Below are 21,276 nucleotides of genomic sequence, written 5' to 3'. Positions count from 1 at the left end.
ACATTCCCGGGGCCTTATCGCATGAGTGTGTACGTCACCGGCATTCCCAATTTCTGGAACACGTTCTACGGTGTGCGCCGTCAGGTCCGGGTGGCCGAACGAGCGGGCCAGTGGGAGCCAGGAGGCGCCGTGCATCTCGAATACACGCCGGAGCAGCAGCGGTTGCGCACCGAACTGCGCGCCTACTTCGCGGAGTTGGTCCCCGAGGACGTGTACGCCCGATACGGCGACCCGGCGGCGCAGAAGCGCTTCTACCGCGAGACCATCCGCAGGCTCGGCTCCGACGGCTGGCTCGGCGTGGGCTGGCCGAAGGAGTACGGCGGGCGCGGTCTGAGCCCGATGGAACAGTTCATCTTCTTCGACGAGGCCGCCCAGGCCGGCGTACCGCTGCCGCTGATGGCGCTCAACACGGTCGGGCCGACGATCATGCAGTTCGGTACCGACGAGCAGAAGGGGTACTTCCTGCCGAAGATCCTCTCCGGCGAACTCGACTTCGCGATCGGCTACAGCGAACCCGACGCCGGCACGGACCTGGCCGCGCTGAAGACCAAGGCGGTCAGGGAGGGCGACGAGGACACCGGCCACTACACGGTTGACGGCCAGAAGATCTGGACGACCAACGGCGACACCGCCGACTGGGTCTGGCTCGCCGTGCGCACCGACCCCGACGCCCCGCCGCACAAGGGCATCACCATGCTCCTCGTGCCGACCTCCGACCCCGGCTACTCCTGCACGATCATCAACACCCTCGCCTCGCACGACACCACCGCGAGCTACTACGAGAACATCCGCGTCCCCGCGTCCCGCCGTGTCGGCCAGGAGAACAAGGGCTGGCGGCTGATCACCAACCAGCTCAACCACGAGCGGGTCACCCTCGCCGCGCACGGCACGATGGCCATCCGCGCCCTGCACGACGTACAGCGCTGGGCCATGGAGACCAAGCTCGCCGACGGGCGCCGCGTCGTCGACCTCCCCTGGGTGCGCCGCCGCCTCGCCCAGACCCACACGAAGCTCGACGCGATGAAACTCCTCAACTGGCAGATGGTGAACGCCGTCCAGGAGGGCACGCTCACCCCGCAGGACGCCTCCGCCGTCAAGGTGTACGGCTCCGAGGCCCGCCGGGACGCCTACGCCTGGCTCATGGAGGTCGTCGCCGTGGCCGGTGTCCTCAAGGAGGGCTCCGCGGGAGCCGTTCTCCATGGCGAACTTGAGCGCGGCTACCGCTCAGCCGTGATCTTCACCTTCGGCGGCGGCAACAACGAGATCCAGCGGGAAATCATCTCGTGGATCGGTCTGGGCATGCCGAGGGTACGGCGGTAGCCGGGTGCGACAGAGCTAGGCCCTGGGCCGGCCCAGCTGGTTGAGCACCTGGGCGGCGGCCTCGTTGCCGCTGTCGTGGGAGAAGTCGACCTGATCGGTGATGACTCCGGCCCAGAAGAGGGTGTCGCCGACCGGCTCGTAGATCTCCCGGGCGCCCGTGATCCGCTCCGAGTCCGTGAAGGCGGCGCGGGCGAAGGGGTCCTTCGCCCACTCGTGCTCCATGACCTTGACGGGCGTGAGGCTCCGGTCGCCCGCGATGCCCCGGACCACTTCGAGGAACTCCCGGTGACGCTTCCGGGCGGGCAGCGCCAGCAGCCGTTCGGCTTCGTCCTCCTCGGCCCCGGCGAAGACGATCCGACCCGAGTGGCGGGGCTGTCCCATGGCGGCGTTCATCAGCCACCACGGCACATCCGCCTCGACGACGTGATCGGCATCCTCCGGGAACACCGGCCTGTCGAACTCCATCAGGACCTTCGAGATCGCGAAGTGCGGCACGGCCTTGAAGGCGTCCGTCTTCTCCTTCGGCAGCGCCGGGGAGAACTCCACGGCATCGGCGGCCAGTACGGCGACAGGCACGGCCACCACCGCGGCCCGGGCCCGGTAGGTGACGCGGCGCCCTTGCCGCTCGGCATGGACCACGACCCTGCCGGGCGTGTGCTCCACCCGCCGTACCACGGTGTTGAACCGGATGGACAGCTTGTGGGCGAGGGGCGCCAGGATCTGTTTGTAACCGCCGATGACCTGGAAGTTGTACGGACGCTCGATGGTGTCCTTCTTCCAAGGGGCGCCCACGCGCGTACGGGACAACGTGTGGGCGTGGGTGTGTGTCTTCAGGCCTTGGCTGCGGACCAACTTCCAGGTCGAGGCGTTCGGCTCGTGGATGAACTGCGCCCCGAGTTCGATCGGGACGGACATGGCGTCCGGCTGGGTCCACAGGCGGCCGCCGATGCGGTCGCGGGCCTCGACGACCGTCACCCTCTTCCCGGCGTCCGCAAGTACTCGCGCCGCGCTGAGTCCTGCGGCTCCGGCACCAATGACGACGACATCGAGGTCGGCTCCCCGCGTGCCTCCCGAGTCCGGCGTGGGTGCCTCGGTCTGAGCCGCGCCGGCCGACCACACGGCGAGGGAGCCCGCCGCGACTCCCGCGGCGGTACCGATGATGAGGCCACGACGACCTACCAGGGGGCGTTTGTGTTCCACTTCGCCTCTGCCTTCCCGTCAAGAACGGAGTGCGCACTCGTTGCGCGCACCTCCCACGCTGGTCGGTCGGCCAGTGCGGTCACCACCCTCCGGCCGGGGGTTCGACCCCCGCCGGTCGGGGGAGCGGCAGCCGGCAGCCGGGCGCGGGGTGTTCAGCCGGGGTGGGTGGGCAGGCGCAGGCGGATCCGGTAGCCGCCGTCGTCCGTCGGTCCGCTCTCGAAGGTGCCGCCGAGCAGCTCGGCGCGTTCGCGCAGGCCGATGAGACCCTGCCGGGAGCCGGGCAGGGCGAGGGCGGGGCGGGTGGGGGCGGTGTTGGTGACGGTGACCTCGGTGTCCTGGCCGATCTGAAGGATCTCGATACGTACGCGCGCTCCGGGTGCGTGTTTGCGCGCGTTGGTGAGCGCCTCCTGCACGGTGCGGTAGACCGCCCGCTGGCCGGGCGCGGGCATGTCCGTCGCGGGCCCGCCGCTGAGTTCCACGTCGATACCGCTGTTCGCGATCAGCTGCTCAAGTTGGGCGAGGGTGGGCTGTGGAGTGAGCTCGGTCGCTCCGCTGCCGGAGGCACGCAGGACGTCGACCATATGGCGGAGCTCGTCGAGCGTGGCGACGCTCAAGGTACGGATCGAGCGGGCGGCCTCGCGGCTGGGCGTGTCCTTGGACGCCACCTGGAGGGCGCCCGCCTGCACGGCGATCAGGCTCACCTGGTGGGACACGACGTCGTGCATCTCACGGGCGAGCTGGGCGCGTTCGCGGGCCAGTACGGCCTGGGCGTGCAACGCCCGCTCGTGCTCGCGGGCCTCCTCGATCTCCGCGAGCTGCTGCTTCAAGTCGCGCCGGGCCTGGACTAGTTGTCCCACGAGCACGGGTGCCAGCGTGGCGGCGAGGAGATATCCGAAGTAGACCAGGGTCCAGGTCTCGCCCGTCGGGGCGTACCAGTCCAGTGGCCAGGGGACGGCCAGGACGGCGGCGGCGACGATGGCGCAGCCGGTCAGGAGGCGGCGGTCCCGGGAACGCTCGGCGAGCGTGTACAGGGTGCTGATCGGGGCCACCACCACCTCCACGACCAGCGTGGCGGGCAGGGTCAGCACGAACGCCGTCAGCGGGAAACGGCGCCTGAGCAGGATCGCCGCACAGGTGACGGCTGTCAGGGCCGCGGTGACGGGCGTGAAGGACTCATAGTTGAACCAGACGTCGAAGGCCGCCAGAGCGGCGAGCCCGACATCCCGTACCCGGGCGGGCACGGACCAGCGCGGCATTACTCCTCGCCCGCCTTGTGCTTCGGGTCCAGCAGGCCCGTGCGCTGGGCGATGAGGGCCGCCTGCACCCTGCTGGCCACGCGGAGCTTGGTGAGGATGGCGCTCACATGGTCCTTGACGGTGCCGGCGCTCAGATGGATCCGGGCGCCGATGTCGGCGTTGGACAGGCCCTCGGCGACGAGGGTGAGGACAGCCCGTTCCCGGTCGGTGAGCCGGCCCACGCGGGTGGCCTCCTCGGTGTCGACCGGCGCCGGACCGGTGGGCCGGCCCCGCAGGACCGCACGGGACGCCCTCGGCGACAGGACGACGCCTCCTGCCGCCAACGTCCTTACCAGCTGCGCCAGTTGGTCGGGTTCGGTGTCCTTGAGCAGGAACCCGGCCGCCCCGGAGTGCAGTGCGGTCATGACGTACTCGTCGGTGTCGAAGGTAGTCAGCATCGCCACCACCGGCGCGGCCGGCAGCGACTGCAACTCGGCGAGCACGGTCAGTCCGTCCACGTCCGGCATGCGGATGTCGAGCAGGACGACATCGGGATTCTCACGGCGTACAGCGGCGACGGCCTCCGCGCCGACCGCGGTGGCGACGACCTGGATGTCGTCCGCCGCGTTCAGGATCATTTCGAAGCCGGACCGCACCAGGGCCTCGTCGTCCACCACCACTACCCGGATCACAGTCGTTCCTTCGCACTCGTACGGCGGTTTGCGACCGCTGACCTGCCGACCCTAGGCGGTGGCCGGCGCTCCGCGGGTTCCGCGGCGGTCGAGGCCAGTCGACCGGCGGGCCCGTTCCAGCCGGTCGGGGGATGTGTCCGGCCGGGCGGCGGGTGTCCGAAGGCCGGGTGGCGGATGGCGGACCGTGCGGCGGCCCGGCGAGCGTGGGTGGCGAACGGCAATACGTACGCACGCCGTTGACGACGGAAAGGCGGAGGCGAAAATGGAACACAAGATCCCTCGGGTGGGCCCTCTCGGCCTTCTCGCCGGTGTTGCCGGGGAAGTGGCGGCCACGTCCCGTGCCGCGTGGTCGGCCGGCCCGGGACGCACCGAGCCGCCCCGGCCGGACGCGGCAAGCAGCGAGTCCCTCCGCCCGGATGCAGCACGCAGCGCCCTCCGGCCGGACGCGGCCGCCGCCGGACCGGCGGGGCCGGACACGGCGGGAGAACGGGGAGGCGATCTCGATGTCGTCGTCATCGGCGCGGGAGTCGCCGGGCTGAGCGCCGCCAGGGTCCTGGCGGATGCCGGAAAGAACGTCATCGTCGTCGAGGCCCGCGATCGCATCGGCGGCCGTCTGTGGACCCATCCGGACGCCATGTCCATCCCCATCGAACTCGGGGCGCAGTTCATCCACGGCAGGAACGCCTCCACCTGGGAGCTGGTCCGGCGGCAAGGACTGGGGACCCACACGCACAGCCACACGTTGTCCCGTACGCACGTGGGCGGCCCATGGAAGAAGAAGACCCTCAAGTTCCCCTACAACTTCCAGGTCCTGGGCGGCTACAGGCAGATCCTCGCCCCGCTCGCCGAAAACCTGTCCATCCAGCTCGACACCGTGGTGCGACGGGTGGAGCACTCGCCCGGACACGTCGTCGTCCATGCCGAGCAGGAAGGCAGGCCGGTCACCTTCCGGGCCCGTGCCGCGGTGGTGGCCCTGCCCGTCGCCGTACTCGACGCCGACGCCGTCGAGTTCTCCCCGCCGCTGCCGCAGGAGAAGACGGACGCCTTCAAGGCCGTGCCGCATGTCGCGATCTCCAAGGTCCTGATGGAGTTCGACCGGCCGGTGTTCCCGGAGGATGCCGACCATGTCGTCGAAGCGGGCCGGCAGTTGTGGCTGATGAACGCCGCCATGGGAAACCCCGACCACTCGGGGCGGATCATTCTCGCGGGAGCCGAGGAGGCGGAGGCCGAGCGTCTGCTGGCCATGCCCGCGGAACAGCGCCATCGGGAGTACCTCGAAGTGATCCGGTGCGTCGCGGGCGACCCCGGCCTCACACCCGTCAAGGTCATGGAGCACGAATGGGCCAAGGACCCCTTCGCCCGTGCCGCCTTCACCCACTCGTGGAAGGTCACCGGCGTCCGGAGGATCTACCGGCCGGTCGGCGACACCCTTTTCTGGGCCGGCGTCGTCACCGACCAGGTCGACTTCTCCCACGACAGCGGCAAGCAGGCCGCCGCCCACTTGCTGAGCCGGCTGGGGCGGATCCCAACCGGGTGACTCGATGGCCGAGGGCCGCGGGGATCACCCTGACGGCGGGGTGGTCCCGCTGGTCAGGGGAGTGACCTGAGGCAGGCACCGCTGTGAGGTGGAGGCACAGGCCGACACCCTGATGAGGACCATGAAGATCACGTTTCTGCTCCACAACGCCTACGGGATCACCGCCACCGTCCGCGCCGTGACGAACCTGGCCGGCGCGCTCGCGGCACGTCATGAGGTGGAGATCGTGTCCTACTACCGCACCGCCGACCGCATGCCGCTCGCGGCGGCCGACGGTGTGCGGGTACGCGCCCTGGTGGACCTGCGGCCCAACTCCCGGTACGACGCGACGGACAGGGCGGATCTGCGGGTGCCCGGAACCGTGTGCCCGCGGGACGAGACCCACACCGGGCCGACCCCGCCGAGCCGGCTCGGAGAGGCACGGCTGGCGGCCCATCTGCGGAGCACCGACGCCGACGTGGTGATCGCGACGCGACCGTACCTCGTCTGCTTCCTGGCCGAGTACGGCCGGAGTGACTACCTCCGCATCGGCCAGGAACACCGGACCCGCGATCTCCATACAGCCGCACTGCGGAGCGAGCTGGACGCGGCCATCTCGCGACTCGACGCATATGTCACCCTTACGCAGGCCGACTTGGGCGCCTACCGGGCAGCTCTCCCCGATACGAGGACGAGGCTGGCGAGCATTCCGGTCTGCTGCTCCGCATCCGATGCCGAGCCCTCCACCGGTGACTCGAGAATCGTCCTCGCGGCCGGACGGCTGACCCCGACGAAGCGCCATGACCGCCTGCTCGACGCCTTCGCCGAGGTCACGGCGAAGCACCCGGACTGGAGTCTGCGGATCTACGGACGCGGCAGGGAACGGGCGCGGCTGCAACACCGCATCGCCGAACTCGGCCTGCACAACAACGTGTTGCTGATGGGTGCGCGTACTCCGATGGAACCCGAGTGGGCCAAGGCCGCCCTCGCCGTGGTCCCCCACGCCACCGAACCCTCCGGCGCGGCGCTTGTCGAGGCCATGGCCTGCGGGGTACCGGTGTTGAGCACCGACTGCGACCACGCGCCCCGCGAGATCATCGAGCCGGGCGTGGACGGCCTCGTCGTGCCCGGCCAGGGTGCCGTCACCGACGCGCTCGCCGCCGCGATGTGCCGCCTGATCGAGAACGAGACCGAGCGCCGACGGATGGCCGAAGCCGCGCTGAGGAACGCCGAACGTTTTCGTCCTGAGCGCATATCGGCCCAGTACGAGGCCCTGTTCGCCGACTGCGGGTCCCAACCGGGCGGCGGGGCCCGCTCGTTGGGGGACGCGGGAGGCGGTCCCCGGCTATGGCGCCGTACGCGACTGCTCGTCGAGCGCCTCGCCGCCCGCCGCCCCGGCTTGCCTGCGACAGTCAACTGCCGTGTTCTGAAAGGGGGTTCACTGCTCTTCCAGGTGGCCGCGGAGCGGCTGACGCCCGGCCCCTGGGAGCTGGTCCTGGACCCCCGGTGCGGAGGAAGCGGCGATGTCGTACGTCTGCCGCTGGAGGCCCACGAGCAGAAAGGCGACGGGCCTCTGCGGGCCCTGCTCGAACGACGCCACTGGGAACTCGCCGAGGGGGACTGGGACGTACGCCTCGCACAGGCCGGCGGCATCAGGTCACGGCGTGTCCGGGCCGGGCTCGTAGAGACGGCACGCCTCCTGGATCCGGACACCGGCCTCAGCCCGGAGCGTGGAGAAGGGCGGAGGTGGATCCCGTACGCGACCGAGGACGGAGGGCTCGTACTGCGGGCCTGGCTCAGGCCGGCGCACGCGGAGGTCACCGCGGTCGAAGTGGGCGATGAGGCGGTCCGGTTGACGGGCTCGCTCCGGGGCAGGACGGCGCGTGCCCACCACTACCGCTTCCAGGCCCGGAACCTGGGAGACAGGGCCGCGGTCCTGGACGCTCCCTGTTACGTCGACCCCCGCGGCGACTTCGACGTCACCGTCCCGGTCCGCGCGATGGCCGAGCACCATCGAGGCCGAGAGGCGCTCTGGGAGCTGAGACTGACCGCGTACGGAGGTCCGGAGCTGCGGCTCGGGATGGTGTCCGGTGATCTCGTGGACCGCCGGGACGTCCGCGTCTTCCCGGTCGGCCGGTACACGGGTTCCGGTGGCAGCGCGCTGACGGTGTGTTTCCAGCTGACACACGATCACGACCTGGTGATCAGGACCACCGCAACGGTGCCCGGCCTTCCGCGGACGGGCGAATCCTTGTGAACACCGGCCTGTCCTCGGCCTCACCGCGCCGCAGAGTCCTCACCGATGACGCTCGGGGCCGGGTCCGGCCTCGCCCTCGTCGAACGGCAGGCTGACGATCGCGCGGAGCCCGCCGTCGGGGCTTGGTCCGAGGTGGAGCGTCCCGTGGTGGAGTTGGGCCTGCTGTTCGACGAGGGCGAGGCCGAGACCGGAGCCGGGGGCATGGGTGCGTGACCCGCGGGTGAAGCGCTCCTTCATGGCCTGGCGTTGGCCGGGCGGGATGCCGGGGCCGTCGTCGCCGACCGTGATCCGGACCGTGGTGCCGTCAGGGGACAGCCCGATGCTGACGTTTCCATCGGCGCGGCCGTGCAGAGCGGCGTTGTCCAGGAGGTTGTCGACGGCGAGGCGGAGCCCGGCCTGCCATCCCTCGACCGTCACCGGGGCGGCGGGTTCGAGGCGGTAGGTGACCGTGGGGTGCCGTCGGGCGGCATGCTGGACGGCCTCGGTCAGCAGTGCGGTCAGGTCGACCGGGGCGCGGCCGGGAAGGGCGTGGGCGTCGCCGCGGGCCAGGGCCTGGAGGCCGGTGAGCAGAGTGGTGATGCGGCGATGCTCGGTACGCATGGCTTCCAGGGCCCGGGCGCGCTGGGCTTCGGGGAGGTCCGGGTTGCGCTGGAGGGTCTCCAGGGTCATTCCGAGAGTGGTGAGCGGAGTGCGCAGTTCGTGTCCCGCGTCCGCGGTGAAGCGGCGGGTGGCTTCCATGCTGGTGCGCAGTTGGTCGAGCATGGCGTTGAGGGCGTGCGAGAGATCGGCGACCTCCTGGGGCCGGTCGACAGCGGGAAGCGCGGGCCCGGTGACATCGGTGCTGATGGCCAGAGCCCCCGTGCGCAGCCGCTGCAGCGGGTGGAGAAGGAGCCGGGTGATGAGCCAGGTGCCGATGGCGGTGACCGCGGCGGCGAGGAGGGTGACCGCGGCGACGATGGCGATGTTGTCGGAGAGCCGGCGTTCGATCGGTTCGATGTCCTGCAGCAGCTCGACCCGATCGCCAGAGGTGCCCAGGGGCTGGGTCAGGGAGCGCCAGGTCCGTCCGTCGCCTTCGAGTGTGGAGTAGCCGTCCCGCTCGGGCACGGGCAGGGGGAACGGCGGGGTCTCGCCCCGCTGCGCGACGACCCGTCCGTCGGAGATCACGCGGACCAGACTCTGACTGCCGGTCAGCAGGCCCCCGTAGTCGTCCTGGCCCTCGTCGCCTCCCGCGTGGTCGCCCTGTTCGAGGAGCTTGTCGGCGTCCTCCTGAACTTTCTGCGCGCGAGCCGTGAGCTGCCGGTCGACGTCGGTGCGGTCGCGGTGGTCGATCCGGGCGACGATGACCAGCCCGGCGAGCGCGACCACCAGCGTCACAAGGAGCGCGACCGCCGCCGTGATCTGGGAGCGCAGAGCGCGCGGCACGAGCTTCATGAGCCGATCCGCAGGGCGAAGCCGATCCCGCGTACCGTCCGCAGGACGCGGGGGCTGCCGTCGGCTTCGAGTTTCTTGCGCAGATAGCCGATGAAGACGTCCACGACATTGGTGTCCACGTCCCAGGTGTAGCCCCACACCTGTTCGAGGAGCTGGGTGCGGGAGAGGACCTGCCCGGGGCGGTGCGCGAGCGCGAGCAGCAGATCGAACTCGCGGGCGGTCAGCCGCAGGTCCCGCCCGGCGCGGGAGGCGGTGCGTCGGGCGGGTTCGATCGTGACGTCGCCGACGACCAGCGGACGCTCGGCGGTTGACTCGTGCAGACGGACCATGGCATGCAGTCGGGCGGCGAGTTCGGCGATGGAGAACGGCTTGACCACGTAGTCGTCCGCGCCGGCCGCGAGTCCGGCGACCCGGTCGTCGACCTCGTCGCGGGCGGAGAGCATGCACACCGGCAGCGTCCGGCCCACGGCCCGCAACCGGCGCACCACGTCGACACCGGACAGGCCCGGCATGGTCACGTCCAGCACGATCACCGACGGCGGCCGGACGGCGACCTGCTCCAGCGCCGTCTCGCCGTCCTCGGCGAGGCGCACGGTGAAGCCCTCAAGGCCCAGACCCAGATCCAGGGCCTGGCGTACGCCCGGGTCGTCGTCCACGACCAGCACCTCAGGGGTCCGGCCCGCTCCTGCCATCTGCTGAACCTCAGTCCTTCGCCGGTATCCCACACGACCGGGGCTGCCCGAGATCAAGGATCGGCCGCGAAGGACAAGGAAGTCTAAGAACCACGCGGTTCGCTCCTCGGCCGTCACCCCCGCCCGGCGTTCCGTCGCTGCAGGTCACCGCCTCTTCCCCGTGTATGGGAAGCCGCTCGGCAGCGGGCCGCTTCTTAGAGCTGCCACAAAGAGCCCGGCCAGGGTGAACGCCACCCGCACACCGCGGCGGATCGTGACCCGTGCCGAAGGAACCCTGATGACCCTCTCCACCATCCTGCCCCGCGGCCGTCGCAGGCCACCCGCCGAACGCGGCAGGCGGGGCTTCACGGCGGCCGACCCGCTCGGCGCCCTGGCGATCCTGTCCGTGGTCGCGGTCGTCGCCCTGTGGGTGATGAACCAGGGCGGCCCGCTCGGCCTCACCACCGCCGACCGGGCGATGGGCTCCCTCGGCCTGCTCACCGGACTGCTGGCCTCCGACCTCATGATCCTGCAGGTCGTCCTGCTCGCCCGGATCCCCTGGGTCGAACGCTCCTGGGGCCACGACCTGCTGACTCGCCGGCACCGCTGGATCGGCTTCGCCTCGTTCTGGCTGATGATCGCCCACGTCGTACTGTTCACCGTCGAGCGCGCGGTACGTGAACCCGACGCGATGCTCGATGCGCTGGTGCGGGTCTTCATCACCGACTCCTGGATGCTGTTCGCCACCGCCGGCACCACCTTGCTGATCATGGTGGTGGTCACCTCGATCCGCACCGCCCGCCGCAGGCTGCGCTACGAGTCCTGGCACCTGCTGCACCTGTACTCGTACGCGGGGATCGCCGCGACCTTCCCCCACACGTTCGTCGACGGCGCCGACTTCCACGAGACCTGGACCCGCCTTTACTGGTGGTGCCTGTACGGCTTCGCGTTCGCCGTCACCCTCGTGTACCGCGTCGCCCTGCCCGTTCGGCGCTCCCTCCACCACCGCCTGCGTGTCGAGTCCGTCGTCACCGAGGCACCCGGCACCGTGTCCGTCACGCTCACAGGGCACCGCCTGGACAGGATGAGGACCGCCTCCGGCCAGTTCTTCGTCTGGCGCTTCCTCGACGGTCCCGGCTGGACCCGCGGCAACCCGTACACCCTCTCCGCCGCCCCCACCCGCGACCGGCTGCGCATCACCATCAAGGCCGCCGGCGACGGCAGCGCCCGCGCCGCCCGCCTCACCTCCGGCACCCGCGCCCTGATCGAAGGCCCCTACGGCACCCTCACCGCCCGCCGGCGCACTCAGCCCCGCATGCTCCTGATCGCCGCGGGAATCGGCATCACCCCCATGCGCGCCCTCATCGAGGACACCGCCTACGCCAGCGGCGAGACGACGCTCATCTACCGCTACAGCGAAGACCAGCACGCCGTCTTCGCCGACGAACTCCGGGCGATCGCCGCCCACCGCGGAGTCGAGCTGATCTTCCTGCCGGGACCGCGCCGCGCCGACACGTCCTGGCAGGCCGCAGGCCCCGCCCACCTCGATGACGACGCCCAGGTCCTCAAGAACCTCGTACCCGACATCGCCCACTGCGACATCTACGTCTGCGGCCCGCCCGCCTGGATCACCGCCGTCCGCAGGGCCGCACGCGGCGCCGGCGCGCACCGCGATCACGTCCACACCGAGGAGTTCGCCTGGTAGCCGAACACCACGTCACCCGCCGATTCACCATCAACAGGAGACCCACATGCGACGCATCACCGTCTGGATCACCGCCACCCTCGCCGTGGCCGTCCTTCTCTTCGCCTTCCAGCTCAACCTCTCCGGCACCACCGGCAAATCGGGAGACGACGGCAACCACGCCGAGCCCGGCTCCACCGCTCCGGCCGAGCCCGGCTCCACCGCTCCCGCCGACCCCGACCAGGCCAAGCCCGGCGACGACACACCGGGGGACGGCGAACACGTCGGCAAGCCCGGCGAGAACAAGTAGGAAGCAGGCGCAGCCGATTCCGCATGCGCGGCGGTGATCCCGGGCGCCCGAGGTTGTACGCCTGGCGGAACGTCAGCCCGTCCGGCGGGTGACCAGCCACACGCAGGCGAGGCTGATCAGTGTCACCCCCGTGAGATAGAGGCTGATGGGTACGGTCGATTCCCAGCTCGTGTAGAGACCTGTCGCCACGGTCGGGGCGATGCCGCCGCCCAGGATCGAGCCGAGCTGGTAGCCGAGCGAGGCCCCGCTGTAGCGCACCTCGGCTTTGAAGAGTTCGGAGAACAGCGCCGCGATCGGCCCGTAGACGATGCCCATGAACACCGCCGTTATCAGGAGTGCGATCAGGATCAGGGCCGAGTCGGCGGTGTTGATCATGGGGAACAGCAGGAGCGTGGAGACGACGAGTCCTGTGGAGCCGACCATGAGCACCTTGCGCCGGCCGTGCCGGTCCGAGAGGGCGGAGGCCCAGGGGATGACCGCGAGCCACACCATGGACGCGATGAGCGTGAAGGTGAGGATGAGATTCCTGCTCAGTCCGAGTACGGCGGTTGTGTAGGAGAGCAGGTAGGCCATGAAGATATAGCCGACCGCGTTGATGCCGATGAAGGCCCCGGCGGACAGGAGTACTTCCTTCCAGCTCTCGCGCAATACGGTGACGATCGGCATCCGTTGCTCCGAGTCCGCCTTCTTCACCTCCTGGAATTCGGGGCTTTCCGTGATGGTGAGTCGGATCACCAGGCCGGCCACGACCATGACGGCACTCGCCAGGAACGGAATGCGCCAACCCCACGCCAGGAACGCTTCGTTGCTGAGATTGTTCGTGAGGGCCAGGAACACCAGGTTGGCGACGATGAGCCCGCCCGGCACACCCATCTGCGGAAAGCTGCCGTAGAAGGCCTTCTTCCGGTCCGGGGCGTGCTCGACGGCCATGAGCACCGCCCCGCCCCACTCGCCACCGACCCCGAGTCCTTGGACGAACCGCAGGGTCACGAGCAGAACCGGCGCCCAGACGCCGACGGTCTCGTACGTCGGAAGCAGCCCGATTCCTACCGTGGCGAGCCCCATGGTGAGCAGTGAGATCACCAGCATGGACTTGCGGCCGACCCGGTCGCCGAAGTGCCCCATGATGATCCCGCCGATGGGGCGGGCCGCGAATCCGACCGAATACGTGGCGAACGCCGCCAGCGTGCCCGCGGCCGGGGAGACGGAAGGGAAGAACAGTGGCCCGAACGCGATGGCCGCGGCCATGCCGTAGATGAAGTAGTCGTACCACTCGATTGCGGTCCCGATGAAACTGGCCGTCGCCACTCGCATCGGGCGAACCCGCTTCTGAGCGGGTGCCGTGGAGAGATTTCGATCGATGGTCACTGCTGTCTCCTGACAGGGGATGACGCGGGCGCAGCTCTCTTCGAGGCATGGCGAGATGGAGACATGCCTGAGTGAACTGGGGGACGGTCGCGCTCGGTCGACGTACGGATCGCGTACGGATCGAGGCGGTTCTTCCTTGTCTTCCTTGCCTCAGCTCACGACGGGGTCCTGTCGGCGGGCAGGGTGGGGCCGGCCTCCGGACGGGCTTGCGTGCAGGCGGAATGAGCACGACGACCAGGCCGTACGTCGCGTCGGTACAGACCCCTCGGGCCGCACGGCTGCTGGCGCCCCAGGTGTACCGACCGAACGATTGGTCGTTTGATGGTTGGTAAGTAAAGGCAGCCCCGCAACCCGTGTCAAGAGGGCGGAACGGGTGGAAATTCGTGTGCACTTCGGCTCGCCGAGGTGGCCGTCGGGCCTCGGCGGGCGGGCCTCGGAACGTGGTCGGCGCGCTGTGCGGGACCGCCTCCGCGCCTGTCGTCCCGAAGGCCGGCCGGTGATCAACGGGGCTACTCTGGGGCCATGAATGACGGTTCCCGGTCCATGGGCGACAAGGGCGGTGGCCGTCCCCTGAGGCGCGATGCCGCGCTCAACCGGGAGAGGATCCTGCGCGCCGCACGTGAGATCTTCGGCCGGCGCGGACTGGGGGTCACGCTCGACGACGTGGCCCACGAGGCCGGAGTCGGCGTCGGCACGGTGTATCGCCGCTTCCCCACCAAGGAAGCCCTCGTACGGGCCTTGTTCGAGCAGGATCTGGAGCTGCGGCAGCTCTCCGCGCGGAAGGCCCTCGCGCATCCCGATCCATGGCAGGGGTTCGTCGACTTCCTGATGGAGATGACGGCCGACCTCGCCGAGAACCGCGGCCTCAATGAAGTGATCATGCTGGGGAGCCACAGTTCCGGACCCATCGAGACGGCGCGGGGCGGCATGCTCCCCTTCCTGGAGGCCTTGATCCACCGGGCCCAGGAGAGCGGAGACCTCCGTGCCGAGGTGACGCCCTCCGACATCCCCGTCATCCAGCAGATGCTCAGCGCGGCCGCCCAGTTCACGCAGGGCAGGCGGCCGGAGATCTGGCGCCGTTACATCGAGATCCTGCTGGACGGCCTCCGTCGGCGCCCGGACAACCGGGCGCTGACGGAGGAGAGCCTGGGCAACGAGACGGTGGAAGAGCTGATGGGCCTGACCGCCAGGCCCGCCCCGGCCCAGGAGTAGCGGCAGGGGTCATTGCCATCCCCGCTATGTGGAGATACTTTCTCCACATAGTGCTCGCACGGCTGCGTCCACGGTGTTCGGCGTGATCGCAGGGGTCACGGTTCTCGGTACGGGGGGTGATGGCAGGTGGCCTGATGTCGGACCGGTATCGGTCGGCTGTCCCGCTTAACTGGATAGATTTATCCACTTACTGCTACGTTGGTATCCGTCGATGTCGCCCCATGGCGTCGTGAGAGGGGTTCCCGATGTCTCGCAGAATGTGGATTGTGCTGGGTGCGGTGATCCTCGTGGTGAACGCGGTGCAATGGGTCTTCGCAGAGGCGATCACCGCGGCCGCCTGGATCAGTCCGCCCTACAGCTACGCCCGGAACTACATCAGCGACCTCGGCGTATCCGACTGCGGTGCCCGGTTCCAGGGCCGTGACATCTGCTCCCCGGACCATGCGTTGATGAACACGTCGTTCATGCTCGAAGGGATCCTGTTCGCGGCAGGTGTGCTGCTGCTGGCCCACCTGGTGGAGGGCCGGGCACGTCGCGCGGTCATCGCCCTCGCGGTCGCGCACGGCGTGGGGATGGTGCTGGTAGGCCTGTTCCAGGGCTCCGAGGGCGGCCCGGGTTTCGGACTCGCCGTGCACGTCGGCGGAGCCGGGGTGGGCATCCTGTGCGCGAACACGCTGGCGATCCTGGCGGGGGCGCTGCGCAGCCTCGGTCTTCCCCCGGCGTACCGCGTCTTCAGCGTCACGGTCGGCGTCCTGGGCCTGGTGAGCGTGGCACTCGTGGGCGCCTCGGCGAGCGTGGCCGGGGTGTTCGAACGGGGCAGTGTCTACTCCTGGCTGCTCTGGAGCGTCGTGACGGGGGTCCTGGTCCTGGCCAGGTACGTACGCCGTCCTGCCGTGGTGGAGAATGTCTTGGCGTGACCCGGGATACGCAACGCCCGCTGCGCGCGGACGCCGAACGAAACCGCAGGCTGATCATGGAGACGGCCGACCGGATGTTCGCGCAGCGCGGCTCCGCCGTCACCCTCAACGAGATCGCGCGCGAGGCCGGGGTCGGAGTCGCCACGGTCTACCGGCGCTTCCCCGATCTGCAGGTGTTGATCGACGCCCTGTTCACCGAACGGTTTACCACGTTCCTGCAGCTCGCGACAGCGGCCGAGCAGCAACCGGACCCGGGACAGGCTCTGCGCCACTACCTCCTCGCAGCGGCCCAGTGGCGGGCCCGCGACCGGGCCCTCGATGTCGTCCTCGCCCACGCGAGCATGGACGACAGGGCCATCGCCCGGATGCGCGACGACCTCGGCCGCCATGTGGACGGCCTGGTGGAAGGCGCGGTGGCGGCGGGCGCCGTCCGCGAAGACTTCGCCGGCCCCGACGTGTACGCCTTCCTGCACATGATCGGCGCTGTCGCCGACCGCACCGAGGAGATCGCCCCCGAGGCCTGGCGCCGCTACGCCGAAGCCCTGCTGATGGGCTTCGGCCTGGAGCAGGGCCCGGCGGCGCACACGTCCCCGATGACCGACGCCCAGATTCTCCGGACCTGGCCCGCGCCCTCCGCCCAGCCGCCGGCTGACGCCGGACAGGATCATGCCGCGCGGGGATAGTTCCGTCCCCATTCAAGGCCGAGATTTACGGCCGAGCCGCTGGAGTACCTCTCCGGCGACTTCCTCGCCGCTGTCGCGCGAGGTGTCGACCGGAGGCGGGCTTGTGGGAGCGTCGGTCGGACGCTTCAGCCGCCGATTTCGAGCAGTCCGCGTCGGACGGCCTCGGAGACCGTGCTGGCCCTGTTCTCGGTGCCGAGCTTGCGGTAGATGCGGACGAGGTGTGTCTTGACCGTGGCCTCGGCGAGATGCAGGGCCGCCGCGATGGCCCGGTTGCTGTGTCCCTGGGCGAGCAGCCTGATGACTTCGAGCTCGCGCTCACTCAGCACCGGGCCGGTCCCCATCGCCCCGCCGACGAGGTGGGCGGTCGCCTCGGGTGCCAGGCCCATGCCCCCGGCCGCGGCGGCGCGTACCGCGCGGAAGAGTTCCTCGGGCGGGCCCGCCTTGAGGACATAGCCGCGAGCGCCGGCCTCCATGGCACGGACGACGTCTCCTCTGGTGCCGTAGCTGGTCAGGACGACGACATTGACGCCGGGAACGGCGGTCGTGATCCGACGGGTCGCGGCGATGCCGCCCATGTCGGCGTCAGTGGTCGTGCCGCCGTTCGCCAGCCGCAGGTCCATCAGGACCACGTCGGGTCTGTGCCTGTCGGCCAGGAGTACGGCCTGCTCGCCGTCGCCGGTCTCGTCGATCACGTCGAAGCCGGGCTCACCCTCCAGCAAGGCCCGCAGACCGGCCCGTACGACGACATGGTCGTCCACGATCAGGATCCGTACGGCCCGGACCGCGGCAGCCTCGCTCATGCCGCGCCCGCGGTGACACGCGCCCGCACCGGTACGGTCGCTCGGGCCCGGGTCCCGCGTCCGGGTACGCCGTCGACGGTGAGCGTGCCTTCCAGCTCGGCGAGCCGTTCGCGGGCGGCGGCCAGTCCGAATCCCCGCCCGTCCTTCCCGGGGAGCGCGGCCGCCGGATCGAACCCCCTTCCGTCATCGCTGACTTCGACCGCCACGACCCCGTCTGCGTGCTGAAGGGTGACCCGGACATGCGAGGCGCGCGCGTGCTCGCACGCGTTCGCCAGCAGCCCGCGGGTCACGCGGAGCAGGGCGACGGCCCGGTCGTTGGGCACCGGACAGGGCTCACCCCGTGTGGAGACGGAGACCGCGGGAGCTCCCGGAGCCGCGTCCGCGCGAGCGCAGAGCTCGTGGAGAGCCGTCTCCAGGCCGTCACGTTCGAGACCGGGCGGGGTGAGGTCGTGGATGATGCCGCGGGTCTCCGCGAGATGCGTGCCGAGCGCGTCGACAACGGCCCGAACCTGTCGCCGCGCCGCCTCCGGCCTGCGCTCCCAGTCCCGTTCGGCGGCCTGGAGCAGCATGCGGCTCCCCGCGATCTCCTGGGCCAGGGTGTCGTGCAGGTCCCGGGCGAGACGGGCCCGCTCGGCAAGGCGCCCGGCCTCGCGCTGGCGTGCCGCCAACTCCCCTCTCGTGGCGGTCAGTTCACGCATCAACCGGTCCTGGGTGCGATGCAGGGCCACGGTCGCCCAGACGGCCGCGGTCGGTGGTGCGACGAGTTCGAGGTCGAACCCGCCCCTGATCCGGACGAGAGTCGCCACGAGCAGCAAGGTCGTCACCCAGAGCCCCGCGAGCGGAAGCCGGCGCCCGGGCATCCGCTGCGCGACCACGGCCAGCGGAACGGCCAACCAGACGTACCCGGTGGTCAGATCGGGCGGCAGCATCCAGCAGACGCACCCCCACAGCAGCAGGAGCAGCCCCAGCCAGGCGGGCCTGCCCCGGGTGCCGAGCCGGTCCCACTGCATCAGCCCGACCACGTACACCAGGGCCAGCACCACGATGGGCGGGGTGACGAGCCAGCACAGCCATGTGTGCACGGTGATGAGCCGTGCGAGGGTGCCGACGACGACGGCCAGGAAGACCAGGTGCGGAAGTTGCCGCGCCGACAAGGGCAGCCTGCGCAGGGCGGATCGAGAGGGCGGCACGGCAGCGGCTCCCTGCTGGGTGACGGTCACGACAGGAGCGGCAGACTTTAACCCGAACCAGTGTGTGACCGGCGTAAACCGGCAGGGAGCCCTTGCCCGCACCCGGGGTCAGCGGCCCGGGTGCAGGCCGAGGACGCCGGGGGAAGGGGCGCCCTGGACCTCGCCGAAGTACAGCGCGAAGGTCTGCTTGAGCTGCTCGACCCTGGCGCGGTCCTCCATGAACACCGGGAAGCCGTCGAGGTTGGCGTCCTTGTACTCCCAGATCGGCCTGAGGCCGCTCTTCGGCGGGACATCCGTACGGACCGACCAGCCGTTGAACGACGCCCCCTGGACCTCGCGGGACAGCATCCAGTTCAGATACAGCTTGGCGGCCGCCGGGTGGGCGCCCTGCTTCAGGATCGCGGCACGCTGCCCCCACGCCATGAACGGGTGACCCTCGCTGGGAAGAGCCCACCTCGACGCCCCGCCGGTGGTCAGCAGGCTGCCCGAGGAGCCGACACCGATGCTCTTCTGGCCCGCGCCCACCGCGATGCCCGCCTTGTGGGAGCCGCGTGCGAACTGCGGCTGCTGCCCGGCGAACTTCGCGACCCACTCCCAGCCGTACTTCCGCACATAGAGCGAGAACAGGTAGAGCACCGCGTCGTCGTCATGCGGGTAGGAGGAGGCGATGGCGCCCTTCCAGCGGGGGTCGACGAAGTCCAGCGGTGTACGGGGCACCTCGGCGCCGACCGCCGCCACGTTGTAGACGAAGCTGAAGGCGACAGCCATCACCGCCGTCCAGGCACCGCCCGGGTCCTTGAACTTCGGGTGGACGGCGGAGAACCCGGCGGGCTTGTAGGACAGCAGCTCCCCCTGTCGCGCCCAGCGGGTGAAGTCCTGGAGGGTCTGGAGCTGGACGACATCCGGGACCAGGGTGTCCGTCGCGAGCTGGTTGTCGATCCGTACGTCGTGGAACTTGCTGTAGTCCACGACAATCGTCAGGTCGATGTCGGGGAACCTGCTGCGGAACCCCGCCCGGACACCCGCCAGCTGGTCGTCGACATCACCGCCCGCGTAGACGACGAGCCTGCCGCCCTCGGCGAGCGCGGCCTTGTAGAGCTGGTCGAGCGACCGGGTCTCCTCGCGGACGAAGGCGCCGGAGGACGATCCGGCGCCGCTCCTGCCGCCGCGCACGTTCTCCGCGGCGCTCGCGGTGGCGGCCCCGGTCGCCGCGGCCACCGTCGCTCCGGCACCGACCGCGAGAATGCCGCGCCTGCTGATGTTGCTGGACATGGGTGGGGGGTCCTCTCTCCGCCTGCCGAGCCCCGGTCCCGCACATCGCGGCCTCGGGCTTGATCCGGGTCGAAGCGGCTCGGGTGTGATCCGGGTCGACCGCGGGCGAAACGAGTCTCCGGCCGGCGCGGGCGTTCGCGCGTCGCCCATAAGCACGCACCCCGTTCAACTCTTCGGTTGAACGGGCTCGGCGCCGCGGACTCCTGTACGGCCGGGTGCGGTGGCCGGGTGCTCACACGGTAGCGCAGGAGAGGGCGAGTGCAGGGGGCCCGACTTGTTCGGACGACTTGTTCGTCGGACTCAGTCGCTATGATGGATCCCATGGCTCACGTTTCCGCGGCCGAGCGCCGCCCCCAGTTGATCAAAGCGGCCATCGACTTCATGACGCGGGAAGGCGTCGCGGCCGGCAGTACGCGTGCCATCGCCGCCGAGCTGGGGGTGGCCCAGGCCACGGTGCACTACACCTTCGGTACGAAGGAAGGGCTGTACCTCGCGGTCATGGAGCAGCTCACACAGGATCTGGTGGCCCAGGTCGAGCGGGCCGCGCCGGCCGACGGAGGGTTCGAGGAGACGGCGGGCGCGTTGGCGGCCGCACTGTGGCGGACGGTGCGTGAGCAGCCCGAAAGCCATCAACTCCTCACGGAGCTGACCATGTTCGCGCTCCGCTCGCCCGCTCTGAGCCAGGCCCTCGAAAGCCACTACCGGGGGGTGACCGAGGTGACCGCACGACTGATCACCGAGGCGGCCGAACGCACCGGCCAACCCCTCGCCCAGCCCGTGGACGCAATCGCGCGGTTCTTCCTCGCCGGCTTCGACGGGCTCACGCTGCAACACCTCGCGCTCCCCGACGAGGAGGCCGAACGCACCTGCCTCCAGGCCTTCGTGTCCGCGGTGGTGGCGATGGCCGGAGGCCGGCTGGAGCTGGTGCCCGTACCCGCGAACTGACAACGCCGCAGGGCGCACTCGTACGGTACGAGTGCGCCCTTGGCCTGTGGTCAGCCGCGCGTGTTGAGGGTCTCGGAACGGATCAAGGTGTTCAGGTTGGCCATCGAGGTGCGCATGTTCGCGCGCATGCCCGGCTGCTGTACCCGGTCGAGCAGAAGTCCGACGGGGCCGAGGCCGATGACGTATTCCACCTGGTACGTCATCTGTGTGGCCTCCCTCCCCTCCGCGGTCCGCACCGGCTGGAACTCGAAGATGCTGGTCACCTCCTTCAGCGGGGCGAACCCGACCCCGGTGTCGACGCGGCGCCTCAGGGGATCGACCTCCACCACGGTCCACACCGAGTCGGTGCGCAACGGGCCGAGGGTGCGGTTGCGTTCGGCGTAGGTCCTGCCCACGGTGGCGATGAAGTGGTGGTCCGTGACCTCGATGGCACCGGCTACCCACTCGGCGTAGCGGTCGGTACGGGAGACGATCTCCCAGACACGCTCGACGGGGGCGTCGACGACGGCGTGTTCGGTGACGTGGAACTTGGTCATGAGCGGTTCTCCTTCTTGTTTCTGTTCTCGTTCTTCC

At 70.1% G+C, this 21,276-nt stretch carries 19 protein-coding genes; 9 read left to right on the top strand and 10 right to left on the bottom strand.

The window, feature by feature from the left end; genetic code table 11:
• The first annotated feature begins 129 nt into the window (after window positions 1–129).
• Entirely contained in the window at window positions 130–1,320 is a 1,191-nt protein-coding gene (locus ACFWXQ_RS11465) for an acyl-CoA dehydrogenase family protein (protein WP_383956329.1), read from the top strand.
• Between the two features lie 15 nt (window positions 1,321–1,335).
• On the opposite strand, the gene ACFWXQ_RS11460 is transcribed toward ACFWXQ_RS11465, so the two are convergent.
• The 3 genes from ACFWXQ_RS11460 to ACFWXQ_RS11450 form a co-directional block, all read right to left on the bottom strand.
• A complete protein-coding gene (locus ACFWXQ_RS11460; RefSeq protein ID WP_383956320.1) occupies window positions 1,336–2,520 on the bottom strand; it encodes a flavin monoamine oxidase family protein in 1,185 nt (394 codons plus the stop codon).
• 152 nt (window positions 2,521–2,672) lie between these two features.
• A complete protein-coding gene (locus ACFWXQ_RS11455; RefSeq protein WP_383956317.1) occupies window positions 2,673–3,776 on the bottom strand; it encodes a sensor histidine kinase in 1,104 nt (367 codons plus the stop codon).
• A complete protein-coding gene (locus ACFWXQ_RS11450) occupies window positions 3,776–4,447 on the bottom strand; it encodes a response regulator (RefSeq protein WP_386268042.1) in 672 nt (223 codons plus the stop codon). Before ACFWXQ_RS11450 ends, ACFWXQ_RS11455 begins: the two co-directional genes overlap by 1 nt.
• 262 nt (window positions 4,448–4,709) lie before the next feature.
• Between ACFWXQ_RS11450 and ACFWXQ_RS11445 the strand changes: the two genes are divergently transcribed.
• Together ACFWXQ_RS11445 and ACFWXQ_RS11440 are read left to right on the top strand one after the other, a co-directional pair.
• Window positions 4,710–5,984 carry a flavin monoamine oxidase family protein gene (locus tag ACFWXQ_RS11445; RefSeq protein WP_386268040.1) on the top strand — a complete coding sequence of 425 codons (1,275 nt, stop codon included), beginning with the start codon at window positions 4,710–4,712 and terminating at the stop codon, window positions 5,982–5,984.
• A 121-nt stretch (window positions 5,985–6,105) separates the two neighbouring features.
• Complete coding sequence (locus tag ACFWXQ_RS11440; protein WP_383951168.1) at window positions 6,106–8,220, top strand: glycosyltransferase; 2,115 nt, start codon at window positions 6,106–6,108, stop codon at window positions 8,218–8,220.
• Window positions 8,221–8,259: 39 nt separating this feature from the next.
• Here ACFWXQ_RS11440 and ACFWXQ_RS11435 read toward each other — a convergent pair whose 3' ends face one another.
• On the bottom strand, window positions 8,260–9,651 hold the full coding sequence (locus tag ACFWXQ_RS11435; protein ID WP_383951165.1) for an ATP-binding protein: 1,392 nt from the start codon (window positions 9,649–9,651) through the stop codon (window positions 8,260–8,262).
• Window positions 9,648–10,343, bottom strand: coding sequence for a response regulator transcription factor (locus ACFWXQ_RS11430; RefSeq protein ID WP_383951163.1), 696 nt, complete (start codon window positions 10,341–10,343; stop codon window positions 9,648–9,650). The genes ACFWXQ_RS11435 and ACFWXQ_RS11430 overlap by 4 nt, the downstream gene beginning before the upstream one ends.
• Before the next feature lie 277 nt (window positions 10,344–10,620).
• Here ACFWXQ_RS11430 and ACFWXQ_RS11425 point away from each other — a divergent pair, with 277 nt between their 5' ends.
• Both ACFWXQ_RS11425 and ACFWXQ_RS11420 read left to right on the top strand, forming a co-directional pair.
• The gene (locus ACFWXQ_RS11425; RefSeq protein WP_383951160.1) at window positions 10,621–12,027 is read left to right on the top strand and encodes a ferric reductase-like transmembrane domain-containing protein; all 1,407 of its coding nucleotides are present in this window, start codon (window positions 10,621–10,623) and stop codon (window positions 12,025–12,027) included.
• Between the two features lie 46 nt (window positions 12,028–12,073).
• The gene (locus ACFWXQ_RS11420; RefSeq protein WP_383951157.1) at window positions 12,074–12,316 is read left to right on the top strand and encodes a hypothetical protein; all 243 of its coding nucleotides are present in this window, start codon (window positions 12,074–12,076) and stop codon (window positions 12,314–12,316) included.
• Between the two features lie 72 nt (window positions 12,317–12,388).
• Here the strand turns inward: ACFWXQ_RS11420 and ACFWXQ_RS11415 are convergent, their stop codons facing one another.
• Entirely contained in the window at window positions 12,389–13,684 is a 1,296-nt protein-coding gene (locus ACFWXQ_RS11415; protein WP_383951154.1) for an MFS transporter, read from the bottom strand.
• Window positions 13,685–14,206: 522 nt separating this feature from the next.
• Between ACFWXQ_RS11415 and ACFWXQ_RS11410 the strand changes: the two genes are divergently transcribed.
• From ACFWXQ_RS11410 to ACFWXQ_RS11400, 3 genes are all read left to right on the top strand, one after another.
• Window positions 14,207–14,896, top strand: coding sequence for a TetR/AcrR family transcriptional regulator (locus ACFWXQ_RS11410; protein WP_383951151.1), 690 nt, complete (start codon window positions 14,207–14,209; stop codon window positions 14,894–14,896).
• Window positions 14,897–15,141: 245 nt separating this feature from the next.
• On the top strand, window positions 15,142–15,813 hold the full coding sequence (locus ACFWXQ_RS11405) for a DUF998 domain-containing protein (RefSeq protein WP_383951148.1): 672 nt from the start codon (window positions 15,142–15,144) through the stop codon (window positions 15,811–15,813).
• The gene (locus ACFWXQ_RS11400) at window positions 15,810–16,496 is read left to right on the top strand and encodes a TetR/AcrR family transcriptional regulator (protein ID WP_383951145.1); all 687 of its coding nucleotides are present in this window, start codon (window positions 15,810–15,812) and stop codon (window positions 16,494–16,496) included. The genes ACFWXQ_RS11405 and ACFWXQ_RS11400 overlap by 4 nt, the downstream gene beginning before the upstream one ends.
• Window positions 16,497–16,621: 125 nt before the next feature.
• On the opposite strand, the gene ACFWXQ_RS11395 is transcribed toward ACFWXQ_RS11400, so the two are convergent.
• The 3 genes from ACFWXQ_RS11395 to ACFWXQ_RS11385 all read right to left on the bottom strand — a co-directional run bounded on the left by ACFWXQ_RS11395 (window position 16,622) and on the right by ACFWXQ_RS11385 (window position 19,758).
• Window positions 16,622–17,296, bottom strand: a complete 675-nt coding sequence (locus ACFWXQ_RS11395) for a response regulator transcription factor (RefSeq protein WP_383951141.1) — start codon at window positions 17,294–17,296, stop codon at window positions 16,622–16,624.
• Window positions 17,293–18,486, bottom strand: coding sequence for a sensor histidine kinase (locus tag ACFWXQ_RS11390; protein WP_386268034.1), 1,194 nt, complete (start codon window positions 18,484–18,486; stop codon window positions 17,293–17,295). The genes ACFWXQ_RS11395 and ACFWXQ_RS11390 overlap by 4 nt, the downstream gene beginning before the upstream one ends.
• A 108-nt stretch (window positions 18,487–18,594) precedes the next feature.
• Window positions 18,595–19,758, bottom strand: a complete 1,164-nt coding sequence (locus ACFWXQ_RS11385) for an ABC transporter substrate-binding protein (RefSeq protein WP_383951136.1) — start codon at window positions 19,756–19,758, stop codon at window positions 18,595–18,597.
• Between the two features lie 321 nt (window positions 19,759–20,079).
• Here ACFWXQ_RS11385 and ACFWXQ_RS11380 point away from each other — a divergent pair, with 321 nt between their 5' ends.
• On the top strand, window positions 20,080–20,703 hold the full coding sequence (locus ACFWXQ_RS11380) for a TetR/AcrR family transcriptional regulator (protein WP_383951133.1): 624 nt from the start codon (window positions 20,080–20,082) through the stop codon (window positions 20,701–20,703).
• A 50-nt stretch (window positions 20,704–20,753) separates the two neighbouring features.
• Here ACFWXQ_RS11380 and ACFWXQ_RS11375 read toward each other — a convergent pair whose 3' ends face one another.
• A complete protein-coding gene (locus tag ACFWXQ_RS11375; protein WP_383951130.1) occupies window positions 20,754–21,239 on the bottom strand; it encodes an SRPBCC family protein in 486 nt (161 codons plus the stop codon).
• Window positions 21,240–21,276 lie beyond the last annotated feature (37 nt).

It is taken from the genome of Streptomyces sp. NPDC058697 (assembly GCF_042715345.1).
Lineage (GTDB): Bacteria > Actinomycetota > Actinomycetes > Streptomycetales > Streptomycetaceae > Streptomyces > Streptomyces liliifuscus.
The sequence above is the reverse complement of the archived record's forward strand: the minus strand, read 5'-3'. Positions and strand labels throughout refer to the sequence as shown.